Source organism: Streptomyces sp. NPDC090741, assembly GCF_044769045.1.
Lineage (GTDB): Bacteria > Actinomycetota > Actinomycetes > Streptomycetales > Streptomycetaceae > Streptomyces.
The window spans coordinates 770,202-794,605 of the sequence record NZ_JBIVXF010000002.1; the positions used below are offsets into that span (position 1 = coordinate 770,202).

Annotated in this window: 27 protein-coding genes and 1 pseudogene; 15 read left to right on the forward strand and 13 right to left on the reverse strand. The window is 73.3% G+C overall.

Features of this window, described 5'->3' with window-relative positions:
- The first annotated feature begins 95 nt into the window (after window positions 1-95).
- Both ACIQU4_RS08610 and ACIQU4_RS08615 read left to right on the forward strand, forming a co-directional pair.
- Entirely contained in the window at window positions 96-1,244 is a 1,149-nt protein-coding gene (locus ACIQU4_RS08610; protein WP_403727388.1) for a molybdopterin-dependent oxidoreductase, read from the forward strand.
- Window positions 1,244-1,648: a hypothetical protein gene (locus ACIQU4_RS08615; protein WP_403727390.1), complete on the forward strand. Its 405-nt coding sequence runs from the start codon at window positions 1,244-1,246 to the stop codon at window positions 1,646-1,648. Before ACIQU4_RS08610 ends, ACIQU4_RS08615 begins: the two co-directional genes overlap by 1 nt.
- Before the next feature lie 77 nt (window positions 1,649-1,725).
- Here ACIQU4_RS08615 and ACIQU4_RS08620 read toward each other — a convergent pair whose 3' ends face one another.
- The 3 genes from ACIQU4_RS08620 to ACIQU4_RS08630 are packed head-to-tail and all read right to left on the reverse strand — an operon-like array spanning window position 1,726 to window position 3,781.
- Window positions 1,726-2,397, reverse strand: a complete 672-nt coding sequence (locus ACIQU4_RS08620; protein WP_403727391.1) for a methyltransferase domain-containing protein — start codon at window positions 2,395-2,397, stop codon at window positions 1,726-1,728.
- An 8-nt stretch (window positions 2,398-2,405) separates the two neighbouring features.
- Window positions 2,406-3,068, reverse strand: a complete 663-nt coding sequence (locus ACIQU4_RS08625) for a DUF2064 domain-containing protein (RefSeq protein WP_403727393.1) — start codon at window positions 3,066-3,068, stop codon at window positions 2,406-2,408.
- The gene (locus tag ACIQU4_RS08630) at window positions 3,065-3,781 is read right to left on the reverse strand and encodes a glycosyltransferase family 2 protein (protein ID WP_403727394.1); all 717 of its coding nucleotides are present in this window, start codon (window positions 3,779-3,781) and stop codon (window positions 3,065-3,067) included. Before ACIQU4_RS08630 ends, ACIQU4_RS08625 begins: the two co-directional genes overlap by 4 nt.
- Before the next feature lie 204 nt (window positions 3,782-3,985).
- Between ACIQU4_RS08630 and ACIQU4_RS08635 the strand changes: the two genes are divergently transcribed.
- Window positions 3,986-4,753: a response regulator transcription factor gene (locus tag ACIQU4_RS08635; protein ID WP_403727746.1), complete on the forward strand. Its 768-nt coding sequence runs from the start codon at window positions 3,986-3,988 to the stop codon at window positions 4,751-4,753.
- Window positions 4,746-5,861, forward strand: coding sequence for a sensor histidine kinase (locus ACIQU4_RS08640; RefSeq protein WP_403727748.1), 1,116 nt, complete (start codon window positions 4,746-4,748; stop codon window positions 5,859-5,861). The genes ACIQU4_RS08635 and ACIQU4_RS08640 overlap by 8 nt, the downstream gene beginning before the upstream one ends.
- Before the next feature lie 9 nt (window positions 5,862-5,870).
- Here ACIQU4_RS08640 and ACIQU4_RS08645 read toward each other — a convergent pair whose 3' ends face one another.
- Both ACIQU4_RS08645 and ACIQU4_RS08650 read right to left on the reverse strand, forming a co-directional pair.
- Window positions 5,871-6,581: a hypothetical protein gene (locus ACIQU4_RS08645; RefSeq protein WP_403727396.1), complete on the reverse strand. Its 711-nt coding sequence runs from the start codon at window positions 6,579-6,581 to the stop codon at window positions 5,871-5,873.
- 137 nt (window positions 6,582-6,718) lie between these two features.
- Window positions 6,719-7,168 (reverse strand): annotated as a pseudogene (locus tag ACIQU4_RS08650) (NAD-dependent epimerase/dehydratase family protein); the annotation flags it as partial.
- A gap of 107 nt (window positions 7,169-7,275) precedes the next feature.
- Between ACIQU4_RS08650 and ACIQU4_RS08655 the strand changes: the two are divergent.
- Window positions 7,276-7,851: a MepB family protein gene (locus ACIQU4_RS08655; RefSeq protein WP_403727398.1), complete on the forward strand. Its 576-nt coding sequence runs from the start codon at window positions 7,276-7,278 to the stop codon at window positions 7,849-7,851.
- A gap of 9 nt (window positions 7,852-7,860) precedes the next feature.
- On the opposite strand, the gene ACIQU4_RS08660 is transcribed toward ACIQU4_RS08655, so the two are convergent.
- The 3 genes from ACIQU4_RS08660 to ACIQU4_RS08670 all read right to left on the reverse strand — a co-directional run bounded on the left by ACIQU4_RS08660 (window position 7,861) and on the right by ACIQU4_RS08670 (window position 12,745).
- Complete coding sequence (locus tag ACIQU4_RS08660; protein ID WP_403727399.1) at window positions 7,861-8,964, reverse strand: mechanosensitive ion channel family protein; 1,104 nt, start codon at window positions 8,962-8,964, stop codon at window positions 7,861-7,863.
- A 191-nt stretch (window positions 8,965-9,155) separates the two neighbouring features.
- Window positions 9,156-11,933 (reverse strand): glycosyl hydrolase 2 galactose-binding domain-containing protein, encoded by a 2,778-nt coding sequence (locus ACIQU4_RS08665; protein ID WP_403727401.1) that lies wholly within the window; start codon window positions 11,931-11,933, stop codon window positions 9,156-9,158.
- Window positions 11,934-11,950: 17 nt separating this feature from the next.
- Complete coding sequence (locus ACIQU4_RS08670) at window positions 11,951-12,745, reverse strand: class I SAM-dependent methyltransferase (RefSeq protein WP_403727403.1); 795 nt, start codon at window positions 12,743-12,745, stop codon at window positions 11,951-11,953.
- A 212-nt stretch (window positions 12,746-12,957) separates the two neighbouring features.
- Here ACIQU4_RS08670 and ACIQU4_RS08675 point away from each other — a divergent pair, with 212 nt between their 5' ends.
- The 3 genes from ACIQU4_RS08675 (at window position 12,958) to ACIQU4_RS08685 (ending at window position 15,334) form a co-directional block, all read left to right on the forward strand.
- Window positions 12,958-14,118, forward strand: a complete 1,161-nt coding sequence (locus tag ACIQU4_RS08675; RefSeq protein ID WP_403727405.1) for an aminotransferase class V-fold PLP-dependent enzyme — start codon at window positions 12,958-12,960, stop codon at window positions 14,116-14,118.
- A gap of 175 nt (window positions 14,119-14,293) precedes the next feature.
- Window positions 14,294-14,662, forward strand: a complete 369-nt coding sequence (locus tag ACIQU4_RS08680) for an Ig domain-containing protein (RefSeq protein ID WP_403727407.1) — start codon at window positions 14,294-14,296, stop codon at window positions 14,660-14,662.
- Between the two features lie 90 nt (window positions 14,663-14,752).
- A complete protein-coding gene (locus tag ACIQU4_RS08685) occupies window positions 14,753-15,334 on the forward strand; it encodes a hypothetical protein (protein ID WP_403727409.1) in 582 nt (193 codons plus the stop codon).
- Window positions 15,335-15,354: 20 nt separating this feature from the next.
- Here the strand turns inward: ACIQU4_RS08685 and ACIQU4_RS08690 are convergent, their stop codons facing one another.
- Together ACIQU4_RS08690 and ACIQU4_RS08695 are read right to left on the reverse strand one after the other, a co-directional pair.
- Window positions 15,355-15,996 carry an SRPBCC family protein gene (locus tag ACIQU4_RS08690; RefSeq protein WP_403727410.1) on the reverse strand — a complete coding sequence of 214 codons (642 nt, stop codon included), beginning with the start codon at window positions 15,994-15,996 and terminating at the stop codon, window positions 15,355-15,357.
- Window positions 15,993-16,352 carry an ArsR/SmtB family transcription factor gene (locus ACIQU4_RS08695; protein ID WP_403727411.1) on the reverse strand — a complete coding sequence of 120 codons (360 nt, stop codon included), beginning with the start codon at window positions 16,350-16,352 and terminating at the stop codon, window positions 15,993-15,995. Before ACIQU4_RS08695 ends, ACIQU4_RS08690 begins: the two co-directional genes overlap by 4 nt.
- Window positions 16,353-16,535: 183 nt before the next feature.
- Between ACIQU4_RS08695 and ACIQU4_RS08700 the strand changes: the two genes are divergently transcribed.
- Entirely contained in the window at window positions 16,536-17,957 is a 1,422-nt protein-coding gene (locus ACIQU4_RS08700) for an NADP-dependent succinic semialdehyde dehydrogenase (protein WP_403727413.1), read from the forward strand.
- A gap of 30 nt (window positions 17,958-17,987) precedes the next feature.
- Here ACIQU4_RS08700 and ACIQU4_RS08705 read toward each other — a convergent pair whose 3' ends face one another.
- Together ACIQU4_RS08705 and ACIQU4_RS08710 are read right to left on the reverse strand one after the other, a co-directional pair.
- Window positions 17,988-18,341 carry a PRC-barrel domain-containing protein gene (locus ACIQU4_RS08705; protein WP_403727414.1) on the reverse strand — a complete coding sequence of 118 codons (354 nt, stop codon included), beginning with the start codon at window positions 18,339-18,341 and terminating at the stop codon, window positions 17,988-17,990.
- Window positions 18,342-18,421: 80 nt separating this feature from the next.
- The gene (locus ACIQU4_RS08710) at window positions 18,422-19,003 is read right to left on the reverse strand and encodes a TetR/AcrR family transcriptional regulator (RefSeq protein WP_403727415.1); all 582 of its coding nucleotides are present in this window, start codon (window positions 19,001-19,003) and stop codon (window positions 18,422-18,424) included.
- A gap of 103 nt (window positions 19,004-19,106) precedes the next feature.
- Between ACIQU4_RS08710 and ACIQU4_RS08715 the strand changes: the two genes are divergently transcribed.
- The 5 genes from ACIQU4_RS08715 to ACIQU4_RS08735 all read left to right on the forward strand — a co-directional run bounded on the left by ACIQU4_RS08715 (window position 19,107) and on the right by ACIQU4_RS08735 (window position 22,112).
- A complete protein-coding gene (locus ACIQU4_RS08715) occupies window positions 19,107-19,637 on the forward strand; it encodes an ATP-binding protein (protein WP_403727417.1) in 531 nt (176 codons plus the stop codon).
- Between the two features lie 192 nt (window positions 19,638-19,829).
- A complete protein-coding gene (locus ACIQU4_RS08720; RefSeq protein ID WP_403727419.1) occupies window positions 19,830-20,876 on the forward strand; it encodes a hypothetical protein in 1,047 nt (348 codons plus the stop codon).
- 70 nt (window positions 20,877-20,946) lie between these two features.
- A complete protein-coding gene (locus ACIQU4_RS08725; protein WP_403727421.1) occupies window positions 20,947-21,327 on the forward strand; it encodes a hypothetical protein in 381 nt (126 codons plus the stop codon).
- Between the two features lie 92 nt (window positions 21,328-21,419).
- Window positions 21,420-21,575 (forward strand): DUF6131 family protein, encoded by a 156-nt coding sequence (locus ACIQU4_RS08730; protein ID WP_220461305.1) that lies wholly within the window; start codon window positions 21,420-21,422, stop codon window positions 21,573-21,575.
- Between the two features lie 165 nt (window positions 21,576-21,740).
- Entirely contained in the window at window positions 21,741-22,112 is a 372-nt protein-coding gene (locus ACIQU4_RS08735; RefSeq protein WP_403727422.1) for an SH3 domain-containing protein, read from the forward strand.
- Window positions 22,113-22,148: 36 nt separating this feature from the next.
- On the opposite strand, the gene ACIQU4_RS08740 is transcribed toward ACIQU4_RS08735, so the two are convergent.
- The gene (locus tag ACIQU4_RS08740) at window positions 22,149-23,354 is read right to left on the reverse strand and encodes an aromatic acid exporter family protein (protein ID WP_403727424.1); all 1,206 of its coding nucleotides are present in this window, start codon (window positions 23,352-23,354) and stop codon (window positions 22,149-22,151) included.
- Window positions 23,355-23,631: 277 nt separating this feature from the next.
- Here ACIQU4_RS08740 and ACIQU4_RS08745 point away from each other — a divergent pair, with 277 nt between their 5' ends.
- Entirely contained in the window at window positions 23,632-24,396 is a 765-nt protein-coding gene (locus ACIQU4_RS08745; protein ID WP_403727750.1) for a VOC family protein, read from the forward strand.
- Window positions 24,397-24,404 lie beyond the last annotated feature (8 nt).

A 24,404-nucleotide genomic window follows, 5' to 3' on the forward strand; every position in this document is an offset into this window, starting at 1 on the left:
CAACGGCGCCCAGCGGGGTCCCGCGCCGCCCATGTCCGCGTTTCGTAAGGTGTCCGAACCGCCTCTGAGCGGCTTCCCGGGGGTGTCATGGGTCCATGCGCTTCCCCATCCGTCTCCCTTCCGACCCGCCCGTCACCTTCAAGGCGCGGCTGCACGACGCCCGGACCGCGACCGCCATCGGCCGCTGGCTCGGGCTCGCCTTCGCCGTCTGTTTCGCGACCGGTGTGCTCAGCCACTACTTCCAGCACCCGCCGCACTGGCTCGCCGACCGGCTGCCGAGCCGCCCCTATTGGGGCTACCGGTTCACCCAGGGACTCCACGTGGTCTCCGGGATCGCGGCGATCCCGCTGCTGCTGGCGAAGCTGTGGGCGGTCTACCCCCGGCTGTTCGAATGGCCGCCCCTGCGGTCGGTACGGCACGCGCTCGAACGGGCCTCCGTGGCGGTCCTGGTGGCGGCCGGTGTGTTCGAGCTGTTCACCGGCCTCCTGAACACCTTCCAGTGGTACCCCTGGCCGTTCTCCTTCGTCCCCGTGCACTTCGCGCTGTCCTGGCTGCTGCTGGGCGCGCTCATGGTGCACATCGCCGTGAAGTGGCCGGAGATCCAGGACCATTGGACCCGCCGCTCCCCGGGCACGCTCGCACTGCCCGAGGCCGACGGCCCCGACCGGCGCGCGCTGCTGGTCGGCGTCGCGGCGGCGGTGGGGGCGGTCACGCTGACGACCGCCGGGCAGTCCGTGACCGCGCTCGGGCGGCTCGACCTGTTCGCCCCCCGCGACCCCGCCGTCGGACCGCAGGGGCTCCCGGTGAACCGTACGGCGAAGGCGGCCGGGATCACCGCGGTCTCCGTACGGGACTGGCGGCTGACCGTCGCCGGACCGCGCCCGTACACCCTCACCCTCGACGAGCTGCGCGCGATGCCCCAGTACGAGGTGACGCTGCCCATCGCGTGCGTCGAGGGCTGGAGCAAGAACGCCCGGTGGACCGGGGTCCGCGTGCGCGACCTGCTGGAACGCGCGGGCGGCGGCCCGGGAGCCGGCGCCCGCGTGGAGTCCCTGGAGCCGGTCGGCGCGTACCGGGTGACGGAGATGGGCCGCGAGTACGCCCAGGACCCGCTCACCTTGCTCGCGCTGCGCCTGGGCGGCGAGGAACTCTCCCCGGACCACGGCTACCCGGCGCGGATCATCGCCCCGAACCGGCCCGGCGTGCTCCAGACCAAGTGGGTCGGCCGACTGGAGGTGGCGTGATGACGTACCGGTACGCGGTGGCAGGTCTCGGCCTGGTCCTGATGGGCCTGGGCGGCGCCCTGCTGGTCCAGCAGCCCTCGCCCTGGCGGATCGCGCTGTGGCTCGCGGGTGCGGTCGTGGTGCACGACGGGCTGATCGCGCCGCTCGTGATCGCGGTCGCCGCGCTCACCGGCGCCGTCGGCCTGCGCCTGCGTGGGGTCCCGCGCGCCGCCCTGATCGTCGCGGGTTCCCTGACCGCGATCGCCCTCCCGCCACTCCTGCGCCCGGGTGGGGCGGCCAACCCGACCGTGGTGCCGCTGGACTACCTGCGCAACTGGCTGCTGACGATGGCGGCCATCGCCGTGGCCACGGGCCTGTACGTCGTGGCGCGCACGGCGCGGCGCGGGGCGCGCCGGCGGACCTGAGCGGCCGGACACGCGAAAGCGGCTGACGCGCTCTCGCGTCAGCCGCTCTCCGTACTTCCGTATGTCCTGGTGAGCGCTCAGCGCCACAGCTGAACGAAGGCGCGGCCCGCCGCATGCCAGGTCACCGCCCGGGTCCACCCCGCGTCCGCCGCCTCCGTACGGAGCGCGCGGGGGCCGAGCCGGGCCCACGGGAAGGGCGCCCCACGGCCGCCGTTCCCGTCCTCGACGTGCACCTCGACGCGCTCGTCGACGTCCACGGTGGCCGCCTCGACCAGCAGGGTGCCGCCGGGGGCCGCGAGCCGGGCGGCCCGGCGCAGCAGGGCGCCGGGGTCGCCGCCGATGCCGATGTTCCCGTCGATGAGCAGGACCGTGCCCCAGCGGCCCTCGCTGGGCAGCGGGTCGAACACGGACCGGCACAGGGCGCTGCCGCCGGTGCGCACCGTACGGGCCACCGCCGCCGGGGTCACGTCCACGCCCAGCGCGGGCTGCCCGAGGCGGGCGAGGGCGGCGACCAGGCGGCCCGGTCCGCAGCCTATGTCCAGGACCGGGCCCTCGCAGCGGGCCAGGACGGTGTCATCGGCCGCGTCGGCTTCGGCGCACCAGCGCTCCACGTCGAGCGGCAGCAGCCAGCCGTCGCTGCGGCGCAGGAAGAGGGGCCCCCGTCCGGTGCGCACGGCGTCGGAGTACGGGTCGGCCCGCCAGGCCTGGGCGGTGGGCTCCACCGGCCGCGCGGACAGCTGCGCCGTCATCTGCGCGGTCACCGTACGGCCGCGCACAGCTCGGCGTGCAGGGCGGCGAACCGGGTCCCGGGTGCCGAGGCGGCCACCTGCACGGCGTCATCCGGCGTGTCGACGTCGCGCAGCGCCGGGAGGTCCCGTACGGCCCGCCCCGACGCGGTCAGCCGCAGGCGCTGCACCGTCCCGGTGTCCGAGACGGACATGGGCACGCCCAGCAGCAGCGCGGGATCCGGCTCGGCGAGCCCGAGGGCCCAGAATCCGCCGTCCGGGGCCGGGCCGAACCGGGCGTCCGTACCGTCGAAGTCGAGTCCCTGGGCGAGGAGCTCCGCCGTGACCTGTGGGGTGTCCATGCCGATCAGGAGCGCGGGACCCTCGTACAGGGCGAAGGCCGCGGCCAGCCGGACGTCGAGCCCGCCCGCGCACTGAGGGACCACCTCGATGCCGTCGGGCAGCCAGTGCGTCGGCGCCCCGTCGAGGTAGAGGACGCGCCGCCGGGCCGGCGTGGCGAGGACGGCGTCCAGGGTGTCCTGGAGCGAGGCCCGGGCCAGGGCGGCGGCCTGCTGCGGGGTGAAGTGCGGGGTCAGCCGCGTCTTGACCCGGCCGGGGACCGGGGCCTTGGCGACGACGATCAGCGTGCCCTCGCCGCGGCCGTCGTCGGTGCGCTCGCTCGCGTGGGTGCTCACGAGGAGACCCCGCCGGCCGGGACGGACCGGGTGCCGGGCGTCTCGGCCAGCACCCGCCGCATGTCCCGCACCGCGTGCCAGGTGCCCCGCCACGTGCCGGTGACCTTCGACCTGCCGGCGCGCGGCAGGTACGGGACGTCCGTCTCGGCCACCCGCCAGCCCGCGTCGGCCGCCCGTACGACCATCTGGAGCGGGTACCCGCTGCGCCGGTCGGTCAGTTCCAGGTCCAGCAGGGCCTCGCGGCGCGCGACCCGCATCGGTCCGAGGTCGTGCAGCCGCAGCCCCGTACGGTGGCGCAGCATCCGCGCCAGCGCGAGGTTCCCGGCGCGGGCGTGGGCCGGCCAGACGCCACGTCCCTGCGGGCGTCGCCGCCCGAGCAGCAGGTCGGCCTCCCCGGCCTCGACCCGGGCCGCCATGGGGGCGAGCAGCCCGGGATCCAGGGAGGCGTCGCAGTCGCAGAAGCAGACGAGGTCGGCGCGCGCGGCGAGCAGGCCGGCGTGGCAGGCCGCGCCGAAGCCGCGCACGGGTTCGCGCACCACGGTCGCCCCCAGGCTGCGGGCGATGTCGGCCGAGCCGTCTGTGGAACCGTTGTCGACGACGATGGCCCGCCAGCCGGCCGGCACCCGCGCCAGCACCCAGGGCAGCGCCTCCGCCTCGTCGAGACACGGCAGTACGAGGTCCGCGCGGGGCGGCACACAAGCAGAATCAGTCACGTCCACACCGTAGGAAGCGGGCGCGGACGAAAGGGGCTTTCACTCCTTACGAAACGCGGACGCCGTGCCCGATCCGGGGAGGGCGCCGTACACACGGACCGGAGCGGATGTCAGGCTGTGGCCATGGCAGTCAGCAATACGCAGAGTACGGACGAGGGCCGCGAGGCGGCCGGGGCGGGCACACCGGACCCCGTCCTGGGCAACATCCTGGTCGTCGACGACGACCCGACCGTTTCGGAGGTCGTGGCCGGGTACCTCGACCGCGCCGGCTTCACCGTGCGCCTGGCCGCCGACGGACCGGCCGCCCTGCGCGCCGCCGAGGAGCGGCGCCCGGACCTGGTGGTCCTCGACCTCATGCTGCCGGGCATGGACGGGCTGGAGGTCTGCCGGCGGCTGCGGGCGCGCGAGCGGGCCGCCGCCCTGCACGGCGGCCAGGGCGCGACCCCGCCCGTCCCGGTCATCATGCTCACGGCGCGCGGCGACGAGGACGACCGGATCCTGGGCCTGGAAGTCGGCGCGGACGACTACGTGACCAAGCCCTTCAGCCCGCGGGAACTCGTCCTGCGCGTGCAGTCCGTCCTGCGCCGGGCCGCCCCCGCCGCACCGGCCGCCGGCCCCCGGCTCACCGCGGCGGGCCTGATCCTGGACCCGGCGGCGCGCCGCGTCAGCAAAGACGGCCAGGAACTCGCCCTCACCCTGCGGGAGTTCGACCTCCTCGCCTTCTTCCTGCGGAACCCCGGGCAGGTCTGCGACCGGGAACGGCTCATGCGCGAGGTCTGGGGCTGGGACTTCGGTGACCTGTCCACCGTCACCGTCCACGTCCGCAGGCTCCGTGGCAAGATCGAGGACGACGCGGCGAACCCCCGGCTGATCCAGACCGTCTGGGGCGCCGGCTACCGCTTCGACACCCACCCCACCCCGGCGGCGCCCGCCACGGACCCGAGAACGGCGGACGGCCATGAACATGCGTGACCAGGACCTGCTGCTGATCGCCCTGTACGCACTCCTCGGTGCGGGCGGCGCCGGAGCGCTCGGCGCCGTCGCCCTGCGGATACTGCGGCGGCGCAGCATCGCCGTCTCCCTCGCCGTCGTGACCGCCGTCGCCGTGCTCGCGATGCTCGCCGGAACGCTCGCGGTGGCCTGGGCGATGTTCCTCTCCTCCCACGACCTGACCGCGGTGACGGTGGTCGTCGCGGTGGCCGCCGCGATCTCGCTGGGCACGGCCCTGCTGCTGGGGCGGCAGGTCGTACGGCGCTGCCGTGAGCTCGTCGAGGCCGCGCGCGTCTTCGGCGAGGAGGGCACCTTCACCACGCCCAGCGTGCCCGCCCCGGCCGAACTCACCGCGCTCAGCCGCGAACTGGCCCTGACCAGCGAACGCCTGACCGCGTCCCGGGAGCGCGAGCGGGCCCTGGAAACCTCACGCCGGGAGCTCGTCGCCTGGATCTCGCACGATCTGCGCACCCCGCTGGCCGGGCTGCGCGCCATGTCGGAGGCGCTGGAGGACGGCATGGCCGCCGACCCCGCCCGCTACCACCGGCAGATGCGCACCGAGGTCGACCGCCTCAACTCCATGGTCGGCGACCTCTTCGAGCTCTCCCGCATCCACGCGGGCGCCCTCAGCCTCAGCCCCACCCGGTTGAACCTCTACGACCTCGTGGGCGACGCCCTGGCCGGCACCGACGCCCTCGCCCGCGAGCACGGCGTACGGCTGGTCGGCGACGGGATCGCATCGCTCCCGGTGGAGGTGGACGGCAAGGAAATGACCCGCGTCCTGTCGAACCTGCTGGTCAACGCAATCCGCCACACCCCGGCCGACGGCACGGTCGCGATCGCCGCGGAAGCCCGAGAGGGCTCGGTGGTGCTGTCCGTCACCGACGCCTGCGGCGGCATCCCCGAGGAGGACCTCACGCGCGTCTTCGACACCGGCTGGCGCGGCACCCAGGCCCGTACGCCCCCGGGGGGCGCGGGCCTGGGCCTGGCGATCGTCCGCGGCATCGTCGAGGCGCACGAAGGGCACGCGCACGTCCGCAACGTCACCGGAGGCTGCCGCTTCGAACTGACCCTCCCGGCCCCCGCGTAGCGATAAGGGCTACTTGCAGGTGACGTTCACGTTCTCACTCCGTGCGGTCATGTTGAACTCCGGCACGTGCAGGGTGACGAACGCGCTCACCGTCTTCGTGTTCGCCATCACCGACCCCTCCACCACCTTGAGGAGGGAGACGCTCGTGGTGCCGGGGTTGAACGCGGCCGTGCCCGAGGAGATCGGATCGGCGCTGGACGCGTACGTCCAGAAGTAGCGGACCTTCCCCTGCCCGGTGCCCGTGATCTTGCCGTCGAACTCAAGCTTGGGCGGCTTGGTGCAGTCGACGGTGGTCCCCGACTTGGTCAGCGTCAACACCTCGACCTTGGTGACCTGCACGTTCCCCTTGCCGCTGCCCGGCTTCTCCCTGGGCGGGGTGACACAGGCGACTCGCTTGCCCTGCTTCGAGCCGCCCTCTCGGTAACCGACACCGTACGTGCCGTAGCGGACGCCCGGCCGGTCGAGCGAGCCCGCGCCGTCCACCGTGGTCCGGAAGGACGAGTTCCCCTCGACGCGCACCGACTGGTTCGGGGCGAATCCGCGCAGGTGGAGGTCGTAGCGCATGTTCCCGCCCGGATTGCCGCCACCGCTGCCCGGAGTCAGCTCGCAGGAGGGCGCCATCGGGGCCCGGGCGGCTGCCGGCCCCGCCGTTCGGCCCTGGGCCGCGAATGCGGGGGTCAGGGCGACCGAGGAGGCGAGGACCGGAGCCGCGAGAAGCATGAGACCCCGGTACCGGTTCGTATGCCGATTCATCGTGCTGTCCTTCCTGAGAGGAAAGCCCCCGATGTCGGACCACCAGGATATCGGGCGGGGACGAAGGTGCCGCGGCCGCCGAAATCCGGTCAGAGGACGTCCGCGTACGCGGTGAACCCGTCCGGCGAGCCGGCCAGGGACTCCACCGCCACGGCGTTGGCCGCGGCCGCGTCCCGTACGTGCACGAAGTCCCGCCGCTGGCCGCCGTCCTCGAAGACGCGCGGGGCCTCGCCCCTCGCCGGCGAGGAGCGCAACAGCGCGGCGACCCCCGCGTACGGGGTGTCGCGGGGCGTCCCCGGCCCGTACACGTTGTGGTGGCGCGGCGAGATCGCGGAGCCGCCGGTGGCGCGCGCCCAGGAGGCCGCGAGGTGCTCCTGGGCCGGCTTGGTGGTGGCGTAGACGTTCCGCGGGTCCATCGGGGCGTCCTGCGCGACCAGGCCGGGCGCGAGCTCGGCGCCGCAGCGCGGGCAGCGAGGCTCGAACCGGCCGGCCGCCAGATCGGCCCCGCGGCGCGGGCCGGGCCGGACCACGCCGTGCGCGGCGCACGCGTACCCGCGCATGATCCGACGCCGTGCCCCGGCCCGCCCGCCCGCAGAGGTGCTCTCCCGGCCGCACGTCACGGACCGTGAGACGTCTCGGGGATCCATGACAAGCTGGCCGGATGACGACCCACCCCGAGCGCTCCGCCGATCCCCGTCCCACCCCTGCCGGTCCCGTACCGTGGCCGGACGCGATCCGGGTTCACGGCGATCTCCTCGCGGCGAGGTCACGTGTCTACGACCCGTGCGGATTCACCTGCTCGCAGCCGGTTCCCGAGGCCGAGGGCGCCGCGTACGCCGCGCACGAATTCACCCTGGACGGACGCGCGGTCCGGTTCCGCGCGGCCAAGACGACGCCCACCAAGGTCGGGCAGTTCGTCACCGTGTGGAAGCGGTCCCCCGGCGGTCCCATCCAGCCCTTCGACACCGCGGACCGGGTGGACCTCGTCGTCATCAGCTGCCATGACGACGAGGGCTTCGGCCAGTTCGTCTTCCCGGTGGACGCGCTCCGCCGGCACGGCGTCGTATCGGTGGACGGCTCCGGCGGGAAGCGGGGCTTCCGCGTCTACCCGCCGTGGGTGGCCACCGCCAACCGCCAGGCCGACCGCGCGCAGGCGTGGCAGGTGGAGCACTTCCTCCACCTGCCGCAGGACGCCGCCGCCGACCTGGCCCGCGCCGAGGAGCTGTACCACCCATAAGGGTTCGGCTCAGCCGGTGGTGGCGGGCGAACGGGGCGGGGCCTCGCGCTGGTGCGGGACCGGGGGGAGCGCCGACGCCTGGAGCCCGTCGTGGTGGAGCTGGACCGTCCGCGTGGGCGCGGGGATCGAGATGCCCTCCGCCCGGAACCGCTCGTGCAGGCGCTTGATGAACTCGTGCTTGATCCGGTATTGGTCGCTGAACTCACCGACGCCCAGGATCGCCGTGAAGTTGATCCTGGAGTCCGCGAAGGTGTGGAACCGGACCTTGCCCTCGTGGTCGGGGACCGCGCCGTTGATGTCGGCCATCACGCTGTCGACCACGTCGAGCGTCACCCGCTCCACGTGCTCCAGATCGCTCTCGTAGCCCACGCCCACCTGGACCAGGATCGACAACTGCTGTTCCGGCTGGGTGAAGTTGGTCATGTTCGTCCGCGCGAGACGACCGTTGGGGATGATCACCAGGTTGTTCGACAGGTTGCGGACCACGGTGTTGCGCCAGTTGATGTCGACGACGTACCCCTCCTCCCCACTGCTGAGGCGGATGTAGTCACCCGGCTGCACGGTCTTCGAGGCGAGGATGTGGACGCCCGCGAAGAGGTTGGCGAGGGTGTCCTGCAAGGCCAGGGCCACCGCCAGACCGCCCACCCCGAGGGCGGTGACCAGGGGTGCGATGGACACGCCCACGGTTTCGAGCGCGACGAGCACACCCATCACGAGGACCACGATCCGCGTGATGTTGACGAAGATGGACGCCGATCCGGCGACGCCGGTCCGGGCCCCCGCCACCGACTGGACGAGACCGGCGATGACCCGGGCCGCGCTGAGCGTGGCGATGAGGATGAGCACGGCGGTCAGGGACTGGTTCACGAACCCCAGGACCCGCGCGGTGAGCGGCAGGGTCGAGGCGGCCACCGCGGCGCCGGCGATGACGGCCGCCCAGGGGGCGAGGGTGCGCAGCGCGTCGACGATGACGTCGTCGCCGGTCCATCGGGTCCGCTCGGCGTGCCGGCCCAGCCAGCGCAGCAGGGCGCGCAGCAGCAGCCCCGCCAGGGCGCCCGCGGCCAGCGCGATCCCGGCCACCACCCAGTCGTGCAGGAGGAGTTCCCGGTTCAACGGACGCCCTCCGCTCGGCGCCGGACCGGGGGAGCGGGGACGGGCCCGGCGGGCCGTCGTATGAGGTGTGTCGTCACCTTGTCACCTGTCAGTTTCTCGTGCGTGGAGCCGCGTTCGGGCGCGTGTACGCATTCCGGAACGGGCTGCCATCCTGCCCCATGGCCCGAGGCCCCTCAGCAGGCGGGCCGGTGTCAGGAGGCGGGGACCGTGGCCCTCGGTGTGTTCCAGCCGGAGATCCGGATCCTGGGCGCGGACCCGTGCAGGTCGGCGGTGCGGTAGGTCGCCGTCAGGGTGGCCGATTCGCCGGGCCAGAGGCTGATCTGGTTGTCGGACCACTGCACGGGCAGGACGGGGGTGTCCTTGCCGTCGACCAGGTGGAGGTCGGTGAGCAGGGCCGGGGTGTCCCCGGTGCCGGTGTTCCGTACGGTGACGACCGTCGTGGAGGTCGACGGCGCGTCGGCGCTCACGCTCGTCGCCGCCGTGGCGGAGACGGCCGCCTGAGCCATCGACCGCAGCCCGGTGAGATCGGCGTAGGCCGTGGCCGGCGTGTGGTACCAGTCGCTCTCGTCGTAGTCGAGGACGTCCCGGCGCGTGGAGAGCCAGTACACGTTGCGGCTCACCTCGCGCCCGGCGGCGTCGGTCAGGACCAGCCGTGCGAGATGGGTCGCGGACAGCCCGTCCAGGGACGCCGGGAGCGTCAGCGCGATGGCCTTCGCCCCGTCCCCGCCGACCGCCAGGCCGGTCACCGTCCGGTCGTACTTCTGCGTTCCGTCGGTGTTGAACAGGGAGACCCGCGCGGTCAGCCCCGACACCGCCGCCGTACGGCGGTTGAGGACGGCCACCGTGCGGTCGTCGTACGAGTACTGGATGTGCAGCGGCTCGTTCGCCTTCTTCGCGCCGAAGTAGGCGCCGTTCTGGTCGAGGTAGCGGTCCACGAGCTGCCAGTGCAGCGAGGTCCAGCCGCTGTTGAACATCCAGTAGATCACCCCCGTCGACGGCTTCGAGGCGTCGGTGGCGTTGCGCGCGTACGCCTCGTACTGCGCGCGGACGTTCTCGTACTGGGCGAGCTGCGCCTCGGCGACGTAGTCCTCCAGGCTGCGCGGGGCGCCGTACCGGGCGCTCAGCGCATCGTCGTAGAGCTTGAGCGTGGCGTACGTGCGCGAGGGCGAGCGGTGGTACTGCGGCGCGGCCGGGTCCTTCCACAGGGAGGTCAGCTCGGCCGGGGACATCATGCGGCGCAGGGTGTCGAGGGTGGGGATGTCGGGGCCCGCGCTGGTCTCGGAGTTGAAGCCGGTGGCCCCGCCCTCCCGCTTGTCGTACCAGTAGCCGGGCGGCACCCATTCGTACGGTCCCGGCATCCGCATCCCCGAAGCACCGGTGAGCGGCGCCGACTTGGCGGCCGCGGCGGGGATCACGGGGGTGGGCCAGTCGGCGGCCTTCAGCGCATCGACGTAGCCCCGCTCGATCTCCGCGTCCGGGGCGAAATCGCTGCCGATGAGGAAGGAGATGACGCTGGGGTGATCGCGCAGTCGGGCGGCCTCGGCCGCCATGGAGGCCTTGGCGACGGGGTGGTCGGATTGCGTCCAGCTCTCTCCGGCCTCGGTGCCGTTGACCTCGCCCTCCCATTTGGTGCAGCACTGCCAGCCGGGCAGGGTGAGGATCCCGTACCGGTCGGCGAGGTCGAAGAACTCGTCCTGTTCGAGGTGCCCTTCCAGACGCAGGGTGTTGAGGCCCAGGTCCCGTGCGTACGCCAGCCGGTCCTCCGTGTAGGCGGGGTCCCAGCGCAGCAGCTCGTCGGGGGACCATCCGGCGCCCCGGATCAGCAGCGGCCGGCCGTTGACGGAGTACTGGCGGGCGCCGTCCTTGTTGAGCGGCGCCTGCACGCTGCGGATGCCGAAGCCGTGGCGGGCCCGGTCGGAGACGCCGGCCCCGGCCCCGACGCCGGCCCCGGCGTCGGCCCCGGCGTCGGATCCCGGGACCGTGACCGCCAGATCGAGCTCGTACAGCTCCTGCGCACCCATTCCGGCCGGCCACCACACCCGCGGCCGGTCGAGGTGCAGCTGCGGGGTGTCGGCCGGGGTGAAGGCCACCGTCTTCGTCTCGTGGGCGCGCAGGGGCACGTCCCGCCGGAAGGCGATCCCCGACCCGATGCTGCCGGAGACCGCGGCGGTGACGGCCTCGGCCGACTCGTTGCGGACCTTCGCCTTCACGGTCAGGTCCGCGGAGGCCAGGGACGGCAGCGCCAGGCTCGTCAGTACGTGCGCGTCGCGCAGGGCGACGGGGCCGCCGCGCCGTACGAGCACGTCGCGGACGATGCCCATGTTCTCGTCCGGGGGCGGCTGCAACCAGTCGAGCCAGCCCATCGTGAGGTTCTTGCGCGGATCGTTCGGCTTGATCCGGAAGGCCACCGCGTTGGCGCCGTCCCGTACCAGTTCGGTGACGTCGAGCTCGTGGTGCGTGTACGCGCCGGCGACCGCGGACGCCGTGGCCACCTGCTTCCCGTTGACGAACACGTCCGCCGCGGAGACGACCCCGCTGAAGTCCAGGTACGTGCGCGCGGAGGTGTCGGCCACGGTGAACTCGGCGCGGAACCACCACGGCACGGTGAAATCGGCGGCCGGGATGCGCTGCTGGTCGGTGGAGTAGAAGGGGTCGGGATGCGTGCCGTCCGCGACCAGGGCGGCCAGCACGGTGGACCGGGGCCCCGCCGGGTGCCAGCCGGTCGTCCGGTAGCCCGGGGCGGAGACGAGGGCCGCCGCGTCGGAGACCTCGGCCGTCGAGCGGATGGCGTACCCGGACAAGGGCGTGGCGCTCCCCGCGGCCGCGGGGACGGCTGTCACCGCCCGTACGTGCGGCGCCCGGGGGGAGGGAGCCGCGGCCGGGGCGCCCGCGACGAGCGCGCCCAAGAGGCCGAGCAGGGCCAGGACGGAGGTTTCCCGTCGAACAACACGGACAGGAGAAGCGAACACGGTGGTCTCCGGGAGGCTCAGGCGGCGAGGGCCGAGGTGATCACGAGCGGCGGTTCGGCCCGCTCCGCGGTCCACGGGTAGCGGTCCAGAAGACCCGGGTCGGCGAGGGCCAGTGCCTCGTCCACCGTGGGCCGGCGCTGGGTGAGCGCGCGGAAGCGGGCGCTCTCGAGGAGGGCGGGCAGCCGGTCGACGGGCCAGGCGTGGTTGCGTACCTCCTGCCAGGTCCCGTCCGTGCGCCGCAGCCGGAGCGGCATCTCCTCGCCCGGCCGGTACGAGACCCCCGCGGCGCCCACGCGCAGCGAGGCGTACTCCAAGTCCGTGCACGTGGGGTCGGTGGACAGCAGGACGAGCGGGGACCCGGGCCGCAGCAGGCGGCGGATCTCGGCGAACACCCCGAGCAGGGCCTCCTCGGTCGGCAGCGACGCCAGGACGTGATTGCACATCACCGCGTCCGCGCACCCGTCGGGCAGGCCCGTCACCCGGCCGTCCCTGACCAGATGGAACTCCGCCACCGCCGTCGCCGTGCTGCGGGCCAGCGCCAGCATCTCGGCGGACGTGTCCACGCCCAGCACCCGCGCGCCCAGCACCCGCGCCGCCCGGTCGGCGACCCGGCCGGGCCCGCAGCCGTAGTCCACGAGCACCCCGTCCGCGCCGATCCGGCGGGACAGGGCCTCGAACACGAACGGATAGCCGAGCAGCCAGTCCGTGGCCGCCTCCACCGCCGCGAACGCCTCTGCCCCGGCGGGCCCGGACCAGGCGCCGCCCTCTTCCTCGTGTCCGTCTTCCGCATGTCCCTCTGACGCGTTGTTCACAGCTCCCCACTATCGGCCCGGCGGGCCGGGCGGCGGTTGCGGCGCGCCCGTCCGGCACCCCGACGGCGACGGTCGGCCAAGTGGGGCGAGTGCGGTGTTCCACCGGGGCGGCTGATGTTTCCGGCCCCGCGAGCCGGGCAGTGTGGTGGGCGCGGGCCCGGCATGATCCGAAAGACACGGCCCAGGCCCTCGAACGACGCGAAAGGCACGCCATGACCTCGTCCGTCGGCAGCGAGCCGCTCCCCAACGCCCGCGAGCTGTTCGACATCCCCGACGGCATCGCCTACTTCAACACCGCCAGCGTGGCACCGACGCTGCGCACCGGTCTCGTCGCGGGCGAGGCCGCCCTGCTCAAACGTGCCCAGCCCTGGCGGCTCCTGGGTCCCGACTGGTTCAGCGGGGCCGAGCAGCGCCGAGCGCTGTTCGCGGGCCTCATCGGGGCCACCGCCGATGACATCGCCCTCGTACCGGCGACCAGCTACGGGTTCGCGGTGGCCGCCGCCAATCTGACGGCGGGGGCCGGCAGCCGGGTCCTGGTCCTCGACGGCGAGTACCCGTCCGGGATCTACACCTGGTGGCGGTTCGCCGAGCGCACGGGGGCCTCGATGCTCACCGTCCGGCGCGAGCCCGGCCAGACCTGGACCGAGGCCGTCCTGGACGCCCTCGACGACACCGTGGCCGTGGTCTCGGTGCCCCGGGTGCACTGGACCGACGGCGCCCTGCTCGACCTGGACCGGATCGCCGATGCCACCCGGGCCGCCGGCGCCGCCCTGGTCATCGACGCCAGCCAGTCCGCCGGGGCGATCCCGATCGACATGCGCACGCTGCGGCCCGACTTCCTCGTCAGCGTCGGCTACAAGTGGCTGCTCGGCCCCTTCGGGCTCGGCTACCTGTACGTGGCTCCGGCCCGTCAGGAGGGGCGGCCGCTGGAGGAGAACTGGATCGTGCGCAAGGACTCCGACGACTTCGGTCGGCTCGTCGAGTACCGCACCGAGTACCAGCCCGGAGCCCGCCGCTTCGACATGGGCGCGCGCACCGCCTTCGAACTCACCCCCATGGCGCTCGCCGCCCTGGAACAGCTGTCGGCCTGGACCGTCCCGCGGGTCGCCGTCACCCTGGCGGCCACCACGGCCCGAATCGCCTCGGCGGCGAGGGAGCGGGGGCTGCCCGTCCCGGCGCCGCGCGGCCCGCACATGCTCGGCATCACGGTCCCCGACGGACTCCAGCGGCGCGTGGTGGCGGCGCTGGAGGAGGCGAACGTGTTCGTGGGGGCCCGCGGCTCGGCCATCCGCATCAGCCCCCATCTCCACACCACCGGCGCCGACATCGAACAGCTGCTGGCCGCTCTGGACGCCGCCCTGAACCGGTCGTGACCCGGCCCTGAACGGCAGCGCAGGAATGCCCTCTGCGTCGTTCTGGTGGAAACGCACACCTGTGCGTAGGATTCCGGCGTCCCATCGCACCTTGAACGCAGCTGTCCACAAAGCGAGTTCGGAGGTCATGTTGAGATCGAACCAGCGTGTCCCGCGTCGATTAGCCGTCCTGGCCGTGGGCTTGGCGGCCGTCCTGGCCGCCCCCGTCGGCTCGTCGGCCGTGGCTGCCGCGCAGCCGGCCGCGCCCGCGGTCACCACGGTGGCCGCCGCCCCGGCGGTGGCCTTCCCCGGCAATCAGGTCAACTACCAGTACGACGGCGCCCGACTGCAGATGTCCGCCACCGGCGGCACGAACCCGTACGCCTGGTCGGCGGTCAACCTGCCGACCGGCCTCACGATCAACGCCTCGACCGGGCTGATCTCCGGCGTGCTGCGCGGCAGCGGCACCCGCACCGTGACGGTCACCGCGAAGGACGCGGTCGGCGCCACGGGCTCCACCACGTTCACCTGGCGCGTGATCCGCGACGCCTGCCCCCGCTGCTGAACCGCCGGCCCCGAGCCCCGCGTCGCGGGGCACCCGGAAACCATCCGTGCGCCCTGCGGCGTCCCTGCGGGGGAGGGGGGGGTGGTGTTCATGTCAGAGGCCGAGCCGCGGGTGCGGGGGCTCGCCGCGCTGGTGCCCGTCGTGGCGGCCGCGGCCCTGTACGGCTGGGCGCACTGGTGCTACGCCGGCGCCTCGGCGCCGTCCGGCACGGTCGCGCTGGCGGGCGGAGCGGTCCTGGTCGTCGGCGCCTCGGTGCTGTACTTCGCGTGCGTCGGCGGGAGCCGGAGCGTCTTCGGGGCGCTCTTTCTGGCCCTCGGGCTGCTGCTCACGGTGACGGCCACGGATCAGGCGGCGGCGCGCGCGGAGGTCGCTCCGTGCGCCGTACGCGATGTGCAGGAGCTGACGACGAGCTCCGCCGGCGAGGGCCTCCCGGGCGAGAGGATCGTCTACCGCCACGTACTGAACTGCCCCGGCGGCTATCCGGACGAGCTCACGGACGACCGGCGCATCGCAGCCGCGGGCGGGGAGATCCGCGTCGCCTACGACCCGCGCCACCGGGTGTCCCCGGCGCTGGAGGGCGCGAACTCGCCCTGGGCGGCCGGTCTGGGCGCCGTGGTCCTGCTCGCCCTGAGCGCGCTGCTGGCCGGCGCCGGCCGCATCCGGGACGCGTAGGCCTCCCGTCGGGGAGCGGGTTATTCCGGCTTCGGGGGTACGTAGAACTCGGTCGTCGCGTGCACCGCCGCGGCCACGGCCGCCGCCGACTCGCCGGAGGCCGTGTGCGCCTCGCCCCATGCCTCGCTGCTGCCCGTCATGAACGCCCGGGCATCGTCCGACGCCATCCACGCGACCGCCTCCGACGGGTGCACGGAATTGCCCGCCAGGTGCATCCCGAGCCCCAGCACGGTGAGGTCCCAGCCGACACCGACCGCCCCCGGCCCGTACTGGCCCCAGAACTTCGGATCCACCACCGCAACGTGTTCGAGCTCGAAGACGGTCCGCTCCGCGCCCTCGGGAGACAGTCGTACCTCCACCTCGCTGAACCCGGGCGCCTGGCCCATCACCCAGCTCACCCGCAGCAGCCTCGGCGGCTCGCACCGCAGGATCTCCCCGCCCGCGTTCCCCTCCAGCTGGTAGCGCCCGCCCGGCCGCAGGTCGCCGCTGACCGGGAGGAACCACCGCCCGAGCCGGTCCGGGCTCGTACAGGCGTCCCACACGTCCTCGACGCCGGCCGGGTACGTACGGCGCAGCAGTACGGTCCGCGCCTCCTCACCACCCGCCTCGCGGCGGCCGACCTCGCGGTGGATGTCGTTGATCTGTCCGACGATGTCGCTCATCGCGCCTCTCCTCGTTCCTGTTCCCGCCGCTCGCGGCGGCCCCGCGCGAGCTCGGTGCCCAGCGCGTCCAACCGCTGCTCCCAGAAGCCGCGGAACCTGTCCAGCCAGGCGTCGACCTCGCGCAACGGCTCGGCCTGGACGGCGTACAACCGCCGGGTCCCTTCCGCCCGTACCACGGCGAAGCCGCTCTCCCGCAGCACCCGCAGGTGCTGCGACACGGCGGGCTGGGAGATCCCGAACTCTTGCCGGATCACCTCGCTGACAGCCCCGGACGGCTGCTCGCCGGCGGCGAGCAGCTCCAATATCCGGCGCCGCACGGGGTCTCCGAGTACATCAAAGGCGTGCACACCCGCCACTATGCCACCCCTCACTTATATAAGCAACGACTTAGATACCTCGCCCTCGCCGACGGCAGGCCCCGGCGATCGAGTGAATCCGCTTCCCGGACGGACACGCCACCGCGGTCTGCACGGCGGACCGATGACGGGGCCGGTACGGTCCGGTTCGGTTCGACGCATCGAGGACGAGGAGGGCCGGACGTGCCCATCGCAACCGTCAACCCCGCGAACGGCGAGACGCTCAAGACCTTCGACGAGCTGGACGCCGAGCAGATCGAGCAGCGCCTGGCAGCCGCGCACGCGGCCTTCCGCAGCTACCGCACGACGGGGTTCCCCGAGCGCACCCGTCTCCTCAATCGCGCGGCCGACCTGCTCGACCAGGACCAGGACGACATCGCCCGCACGATGACGATGGAGATGGGCAAGCCGCTCGCCGCCGCCCGGGCCGAAGCGGCGAAGTGCGCGAAGGCCATGCGCTGGTACGCGCGCAACGCCGAGGAGCTGCTGGCCGACGAGCACCCCGCGCAGGCCGAGGTGGCGGACGCCGGAGCCTCCCGCGCCCGGGTCCACTACCGGCCCCTCGGAGTGGTCCTCGCCGTGATGCCGTGGAACTTCCCCCTCTGGCAGGTGGTCCGCTTCGCGGCTCCCGCTCTGATGGCGGGCAACGCGGGGCTGCTCAAGCACGCGTCGAACGTGCCGCAGGCGGCGCTCTACCTGGGCGATCTCTTCGGGCGCGCCGGCTTCCCCGACGGGGTGTTCCAGACGCTGCTGGTGTCCTCCCGCGCCGTCGAGGGCATCCTGCGCGATCCCAGGGTCGTGGCGGCGACCCTCACCGGCAGCGAGCCGGCCGGCCGGGCCGTCGCGGCGGTCGCCGGCGACGAGGTGAAGAAGACCGTCCTGGAGCTGGGCGGCAGCGACCCGTTCGTGGTGATGCCGTCGGCCGACGTCGAACGGGCCGCGGCGGTCGCCGTCACGGCCCGGGTGCAGAACAACGGCCAGTCCTGCATCGCGGCCAAGCGGTTCCTCGTACACGCCGACGTCCACGAGGAGTTCACCCGCGCCTTCACGGCCCGGATGGCCGCGCTGACCGTCGGCGACCCGCTGTCCGAGTCCACGGACGTCGGTCCGCTCGCCACCGAGCAGGGGCGCGCCGACGTCGAGGCGCTCGTCGAGGACGCCGTACGCCGCGGGGCGACGGCCCTGTGCGGCGGGCAGCGGCCGACCGGCCTGCCGGAGGGCCTGGCGCAGGGCTGGTTCTTCGAGCCGACGGTACTCACCGGGATCACTCCCGAGATGCGCATCCACCGTGAGGAGGCGTTCGGCCCGGTGGCCACCGTGTACCGGGTGCGGGATCTGGACGAGGCGGTGGACCTCGCCAACGACACCCCCTTCGGCCTGAGTTCGAACGTCTGGACCCGTGACGAGGCGGAACAGGAGCGCTTCGTACGGGACATCGAGGCCGGCGGCGTCTTCTTCAACGGCATGACCGCCTCCCACCCGGCGCTGCCCTTCGGCGGTGTGAAGCGCTCGGGGTACGGGCGAGAGCTGTCGGGCCACGGCATCCGCGAGTTCTGCAACGCGAAGACGGTCTGGCACGCGGCCGAGCCCGGCAAGGGCTCGTAGGCGCTGTCGGACCGCGAGCGGCGCTCGGGCTCAGGCCCGGTGCGACATGCCCCTGTAGTAGCCGCTCAGGCTGCTGTGGTACTGCGGGTCCCCGAGATGTTTCTCCGCGTCGAACTCCGGGGCGGACTTGATCTGCTCCTTGGTGAGGTCGACGTGGATCCTGTGCTCGTCCATGTCGACGAGGCTGACGGTGCCCGCCGGCAGCAGTACGTGCTTGCCGAAGATCCACGGACCGGTGTCGACCACGAGGTAGGACGCGGCGGCTTCGTCCGAGTGCTTGTCGACCTTGCCGATGGAGCCGTCCAGCGCCTCGACCTTGCAACCGGTCAGGTCGGTCCCCGCCAGGCGTCCCGATGTCTCACGGTAGATCCACAGATTGACCATGGCGTCTCGCTCCTCCGTTCTGCTCGGTGGCTTCCACCCGCGCGCCTGCCCAGCCGTCCCCGCCCCACACCTCGGCCCGGTCAGGACGAGGCGTTCCCCCAGCCGTGTTCCAAGAGGTCGAACACCTCTCGCAGGGCCTTCTGCGGGTCCGCGTGGCCGCGGACCAGGCTCGGGCTCTCCATGACGAACCGGGCCAGCGCGGCGGTGCGGATGTCGCCCTCGGGGGCGCCGGTGGCCTCCGTGAGGGCGGTGACCAGGGCCTTCTCGTGCCGCAGCCACATCCGGTGCATGTACTCCTGCAGGGCGGGGGTCGAGTCCACCAGTGCAATGAACGTCGTGAACTCCGGGGTGTCCTGGCCGGCCGCCATGCGCGTCTGCGCCAGGTGGTCGCGCAGGGCGTGGAGCACGGACCGGCCGGGGGCCCGGTCGTGTACGGCCGCGACCAGCGCGGCCTCCTTGTCCTCGTCCTCGTCGAAGATGAGCGCTTCCTTGCTCGGGAAGTGCTTGAACAGGGTCGTCACCGCCACGTCCGCCGCCTCGGCCACGTCCCTGACGCCCACGTTGTCGAAGCCGCGCTCCGTGAAGAGCCGCAGGGCGGCGTCCGCCAGCGCCTTGCGCGTCTGGGCCTTCTTGCGCTCGCGGCGCCCTGTCGTCTCGCTCATGACCGCCATCCTACCGTGAGCCGACTAGCGACTAATTAAGGCTATCGGTTTCACTTTTGAACGAACGCAGGTTCCGCTCCGACATGCGGGGTAGGGGCCATTCGTGAACGAGCGGAAGGGATCAAGTGCCCGAACGAGGCGGCTCGGCCTGTACGGCGCCGCCACGGTGGTCGGCCGCTGCCGGGCCTTCTGCCGCAGCGCGATCGAGGACTGGGCCTGGCCCGAACCGGAACACTTCGGCGGGCTCACGCACGAGGAACGGGGCGCCGTCGTCGAGGACGTTCTGCTGCTGGTCTCCGAGGCGGTGACCAACGCGGTCAAGCACGGGGGAGGCCCCACGGAGCTCGTACTGAGGCTCGGCCCCTCCGGCCCGGATGCTGCGCTCCGGCGAGCGGGAGACCTGCGGATCGAGGTCAGCGACGCCAGCCGTGCGATGCCGCGGCTGCGGACCCCGACTCTGCTGGGGCTGCCCGGCGGATACGGCCTGATGGTGATGAACCTGCTGGCCAGGCGCTGGGGAGTGATGCCGCGGGACGGCGGGAAGACCGTCTGGTTCGAGGTGGCGGCCCCGGTTCCGGCCCGCGCGATGCGTTCGTTCCCCGACGGGTCGCCGCAGGCACAGCGGGGGCGCTGATCCCAGCCGGGGCCGGAGCCGTTCCGGAAGCTCCGGCGGATGCCGGACGCGGGACACCCGTACGGGGGAGAAGGCCGCGGCCGGCCAAGGCGAACGGGCCGGAACCGGCGGGGGAGTGCGAAGTTGCCCGTGGCGGTCGGTGGACACGGCCGTCGCGTTCCGTCCCGTCCCCGGATGCCCGAGGAGCCGGCCATGGCCCAGGTCCTTCGTCCCGCGCTGCACGCGACCGAGTCCTGCTGTGTCGGGCGCCGTTCACTGCTGCTCGGCACGGCTGCCTGGTGCGCCGCTGCCGCCGGGTGCGCGCCGGGTACGGGGCCGTCGGCCGCGACCCCGCCCGCCGCAGGCGTACGTACCCCTGCCGGGGCCGCGCGCGCCACCGCCTCGGCGCCCCCGGGGCGGCTTCCCGCCGCGGCTCCGTGGCGGCCGGGGCCGGGCGAGATCCAGCCCGCGGCCAAACTCGCCGCCGTACGGCTCGTCGAGGCGCTCGGGACCTGGCCGGCGGGCCGGGGCGGCCCGCGCAACGCCGCGGCGCGGGCCGCCGCGCTGGGCATCCCCGCGCCACTGGCCGCCCGGCTCGCAGCCGGGGCGGGCCCGCTGACGCCCGCCGCGGACCAGGCGGTCCTCCGCGTGATCGACGCCCAGTACGGCGGTCTCCTGCCCGACACGGCGAGCGTCCTGGTCCCCTGCGCCCAGTCCACCCGGACCGGCTCCGCCGTCCGCGAGGGCGGAACCACGATCGACGTACGCCTCGAACGCACCTCCGCGGGCTGGGCCGTCACCGCGCTGCACCCAGGGCAGCCGGGCCCCGCGGCACCCCTCGGTGCCTCGGCGCGGGCCGTGCTCGACCGGCCCCGGATCGAGCTGCCGCCCGCCTCGGCCGCAGACGTCCGCGGCGGCGCGGTGCACGAGAGCGTGCTACGCGGGATGCTCCGGCTCGCGGACACCTACCGGATGTCGGTCAGCGTGGTCCGGTCGGGACACCCGCTGAACGTGTTCGGCACCGACCGGCCGAGCGACCACCCGGTCGGCCGGGCCTTCGACGTCTGGGCCGTCGACGGCCATCCCGTCGTGGACCCCGCGACACCGCGGAGCCTCGTGACCGCGTTCATGCGCGCGGCAGCGGCCGCGGGCTCGTACAACGTCGGTGGCCCCGTACGGCTTTCGGGCGGAACCCGGCCGAACCAGTTCTTCTCCGACGCCACGCACCACGACCACGTGCACATCGGTTTCGCCACCTGAAGCTCCGCCGCCCCGGCACACGGATGAACACGCCCGGCCTCAGGGCCGGATGCTTGTAGCATTCCTGCCCATGTCGAAGCCTGACGACCTGCTCGTCGCCATCGCCGCCGCTGTGGAGTCGCAGCAGACCAATCAGATGTCGTTGACCGTCCTGGTGCACGGCGCCGTCATCACCGGCCGCCTCGCTCCCGAGAGCACGTGGCGCCGGCGGGTGGCCGAGGTCCTGGCGGACTCGGACCGGCTCGGTACGTTCGCGAGCCTGTTCTTGGACGCCGAAGACGGCGATTCCGCGCGCAGCGCACCACCGCCACCTTCCTACCTGCACTTCCACGTTGCCCGGATCCTCCAGGGCACCGTGGGCATCCCCGAGACCGGCGGGATGTACCGGATCGCGATCAAGGACGTCAGCGCCTGGACGATGGGAGACTTCAGCTACTCGGAGCCCGACTGATTTGCGGGCGTCCTCCAGGCATGAAATGCGGCGTGGATGGTACACGCAGGGTGTCCTGGTACGCCGAGTTGCCGGGGCGCTGGGAGGTAGTCGTGATTGTCCTCGGAGTGATCCTGCTGATCCTAGGGTTCGTCTTCGGAATTTCGATTCTGTGGACGATCGGCCTGATCCTGGTCGTCATAGGCCTGATTCTTTGGGTCCTCGGCGCTGTCGGGCACGCGGTGGGAGGTCGCAAGCACTATTACTGACGGCGGCCCCCACCCGTCGGCGGCCAAGCGCTGCGCCATACGAGCGAGTGGGCGGCACGCCGCCGGACCGGGCGCTGTCTCCCGGGGCAAGGTCGAACGCAGGCTGGCCGAGCGGCCGGCCCGGGATGCCTGCCAGGGAACGGGAGACAGTGCATGGGGCAGCGGATGAACCAACATACGGTGATCGCGATGGCCACGGTGGGCCTCGGCTTGGGGCTTCTGCTCCCCGGGGTCCCGGCGGCCGCCGCGCAAGCGGGCGCGGCGCACCCGGCACCGAACGCGGCCGCGCTCGCCGAGGCCGCCGACGCGCACGTGCAGGGCGTCGTGGTCAGCCGCGTATCCCTCTACGTCCGGGCCCGGCCGACGACGTCGGCGAAGGCGCTCGGCTCGCTGGACCCGTTCGAGAAGGTGCAACTGTCCTGCCAGGACAAGGGCCACTCGGTGGAGGGCAACAACATCTGGTACCGGCTGCACGGCGAGCCCGGCTGGGTCTCGGCCCGCTTCGTGCACAACTACACGCCGGTCCGCTGGTGCTGACCGGCGCCGCGCCGCGGCGCCCGGCCGGCCCGCGTCCTACCGGTCCTCGGCCGAGCGGTCGCGCCACAGCCGGCTGAGCCGCGGGCGCCGGGCGCGCTGCGTGCGAGAGTGCCGGTCGAGCTCCTCCACGAGCCGTTCGGAGCGCTTCTCCACGCCCAGTTCGTCCAGTACCCGGTCGGCTTCCGCGAGCAGGGCCCCGTACAGCTGCCACGTCCCGGGCCTCGCCCGCGCCTCCTCCCGCAGGAGTCGCGCGGCCCGCTCGCGGCTGACGCGCGCCGCCGCGAGCTCCTGCGTCAGCCGGACTTCCGCCTCCTCCGCGCTCGTGCTGATCTGCGCGGTGATCAGCACGGCGAAGCTCTCGACGGCGCTCGCCATGTGCGCGAACAGCTCCCGCAGCGCCTCCGCGAGGTGGTCCGGGAAGAGGGCTCCGTCCGTACGCGTCTTGGCGAGGTCGGTCAGCGTCCGGCAGCAGACGCGCAGGACCACAGCGCAGATCTCCAGGGTGTCCAGTCCCGTGCGGAGCACGAGGCGGAAGAGGAGCCCCTCCTTCACCCGGGGATTGAGCCGCAGGCTGTCCTCGGCCTGCCGCAGCGCCGCGTCCACGTGCGCGATGTCGTTGTCCAGTCGCCGGGCCTCGTGCAGCCGGGCGGCCGCCTTCTCCACCGGGGTGTGCTCCGCCAGCTCGCCGCCGAGGTGGACCAGCAGGTCGCGCATGCGGCCGGCGAGCGAGGTGATCGCCTCGCTCGCCGGCGCCACCCACACGGGCGGCGTGAGGAAGACGTTGAAAAGGAGCCCCACGACCGCTCCGATCAGCGTTTCCAGCACCCGGTCCCAGGCAGTGGCCGCCACCTGCGTCACCCCGAGCACCAGCATCGCGCTGATCGCGACCTCGGGGACGAACTCGTCCACCCGTACGAGATGGCCCACGACGAGCGAGGTGAGGATGACCAGCCCCAGGCTCCACCAGGTGAGGCCGACGAGGGCGCTGAACCCGATGGCCACGAGGACACCCGCGACGACCGAGTTCACCCGGCGGATGCCGGTGGTGAGGGTGGTGTAGAGGGTGACCTGTACGACGAGCAGCGCCGTCAGCGGTGCGGTCAGCGGCGCCGGCTCGCTGCTCAGCCAGAGCGCGACGACGTAGGACACGACGGCCGCCGCCGTCGACCGGACGGCCTGTACGACGACGGGCTCCCGGCGGCGGCTGACGAGGGTTCGTACGGTGACGATGACTTCCGGCATACGTGCCAGCCTTCCCGGACTCGGCGGCACCACGCGTCACACGGATCAAGACGGCACCACCGTACGCGAGGCGGGTTCCCCCAGGCTTCCCGCCGGCTCCGCCCGGCCGCGCCCCCTACCCCGTACGGCCTACGCCGTCTTCGGACCCGAGCGGCCCGGCCTCGGAGCCGGCCGCGCGACCCGGGGCTAGGGTGGGTCGGGGGGAGGTCGAGGGAGGTCGGAGCCGGTGTCGACGTCAAGCCATGAGGTGTTCGGGGCGCCGTGCTGGGTCAGCCTGATGACCGGCGACCTCGATGCCGCGCAGCAGTTCTACGGCGCCGTGCTGGGCTGGGGGTTCCGCCCCACCCGCCTCGGCGAGGGGTTCTCCGTCGCGATGCGCGACGGGGCGCCGGTCGCCGGCCTCGGCGGGCTGGCCCGGCGCCTGGGGGTCCCGGTGGCGTGGACACCGTACTTCGCCGTCGACGACGCGGACGTCACCGCCGCCCGGGTGCGCGAGCGCGGTGCCACGATGGCGGTGGGCCCGCTGGCCTTCGGTACCGGCCGGGCCGCGCTCGCCGCCGACCCCGACGGCGCGGTCTTCGGGTTCTGGCAGGGCGAGGTGATCCCGGACTGGACGGCGCATCCCGGCGGCGCCGCCGCATGGCTCGAACTGCGCACCCGGGACGCCTTCGCGGCAGCCGTGTTCTACGGCGAGGTCCTCGACTGGGCCTGCGAGCGCTCCGGGTGCTGCGACGTCTCGTTCGAGCACGACCACGTCGTCGTCCGCCGCGGCCGCGACACCGTCGCCGTGATCAGCGGCGGAGCCGTCGAAGAGGCCCCGGACCCGCAGGTCCGGCCGCGCTGGCACGTCCACTTCGACGTGCCGGACCTCGAAGCCGCCGTGGAGACCGCCACCCGGCTCGGCGGCCGCGCCGTGACACCCGTCCACACCACGCCCACGAGCCGCCGGATCACCCTGGTCGACCCGGGCGGCGCCCTCTTCACGATCGTGACGCTCCGGAGCACTCCGGGGGCCGACCGCCGGGGTTCGCCGTCCGGATGACGACAGCC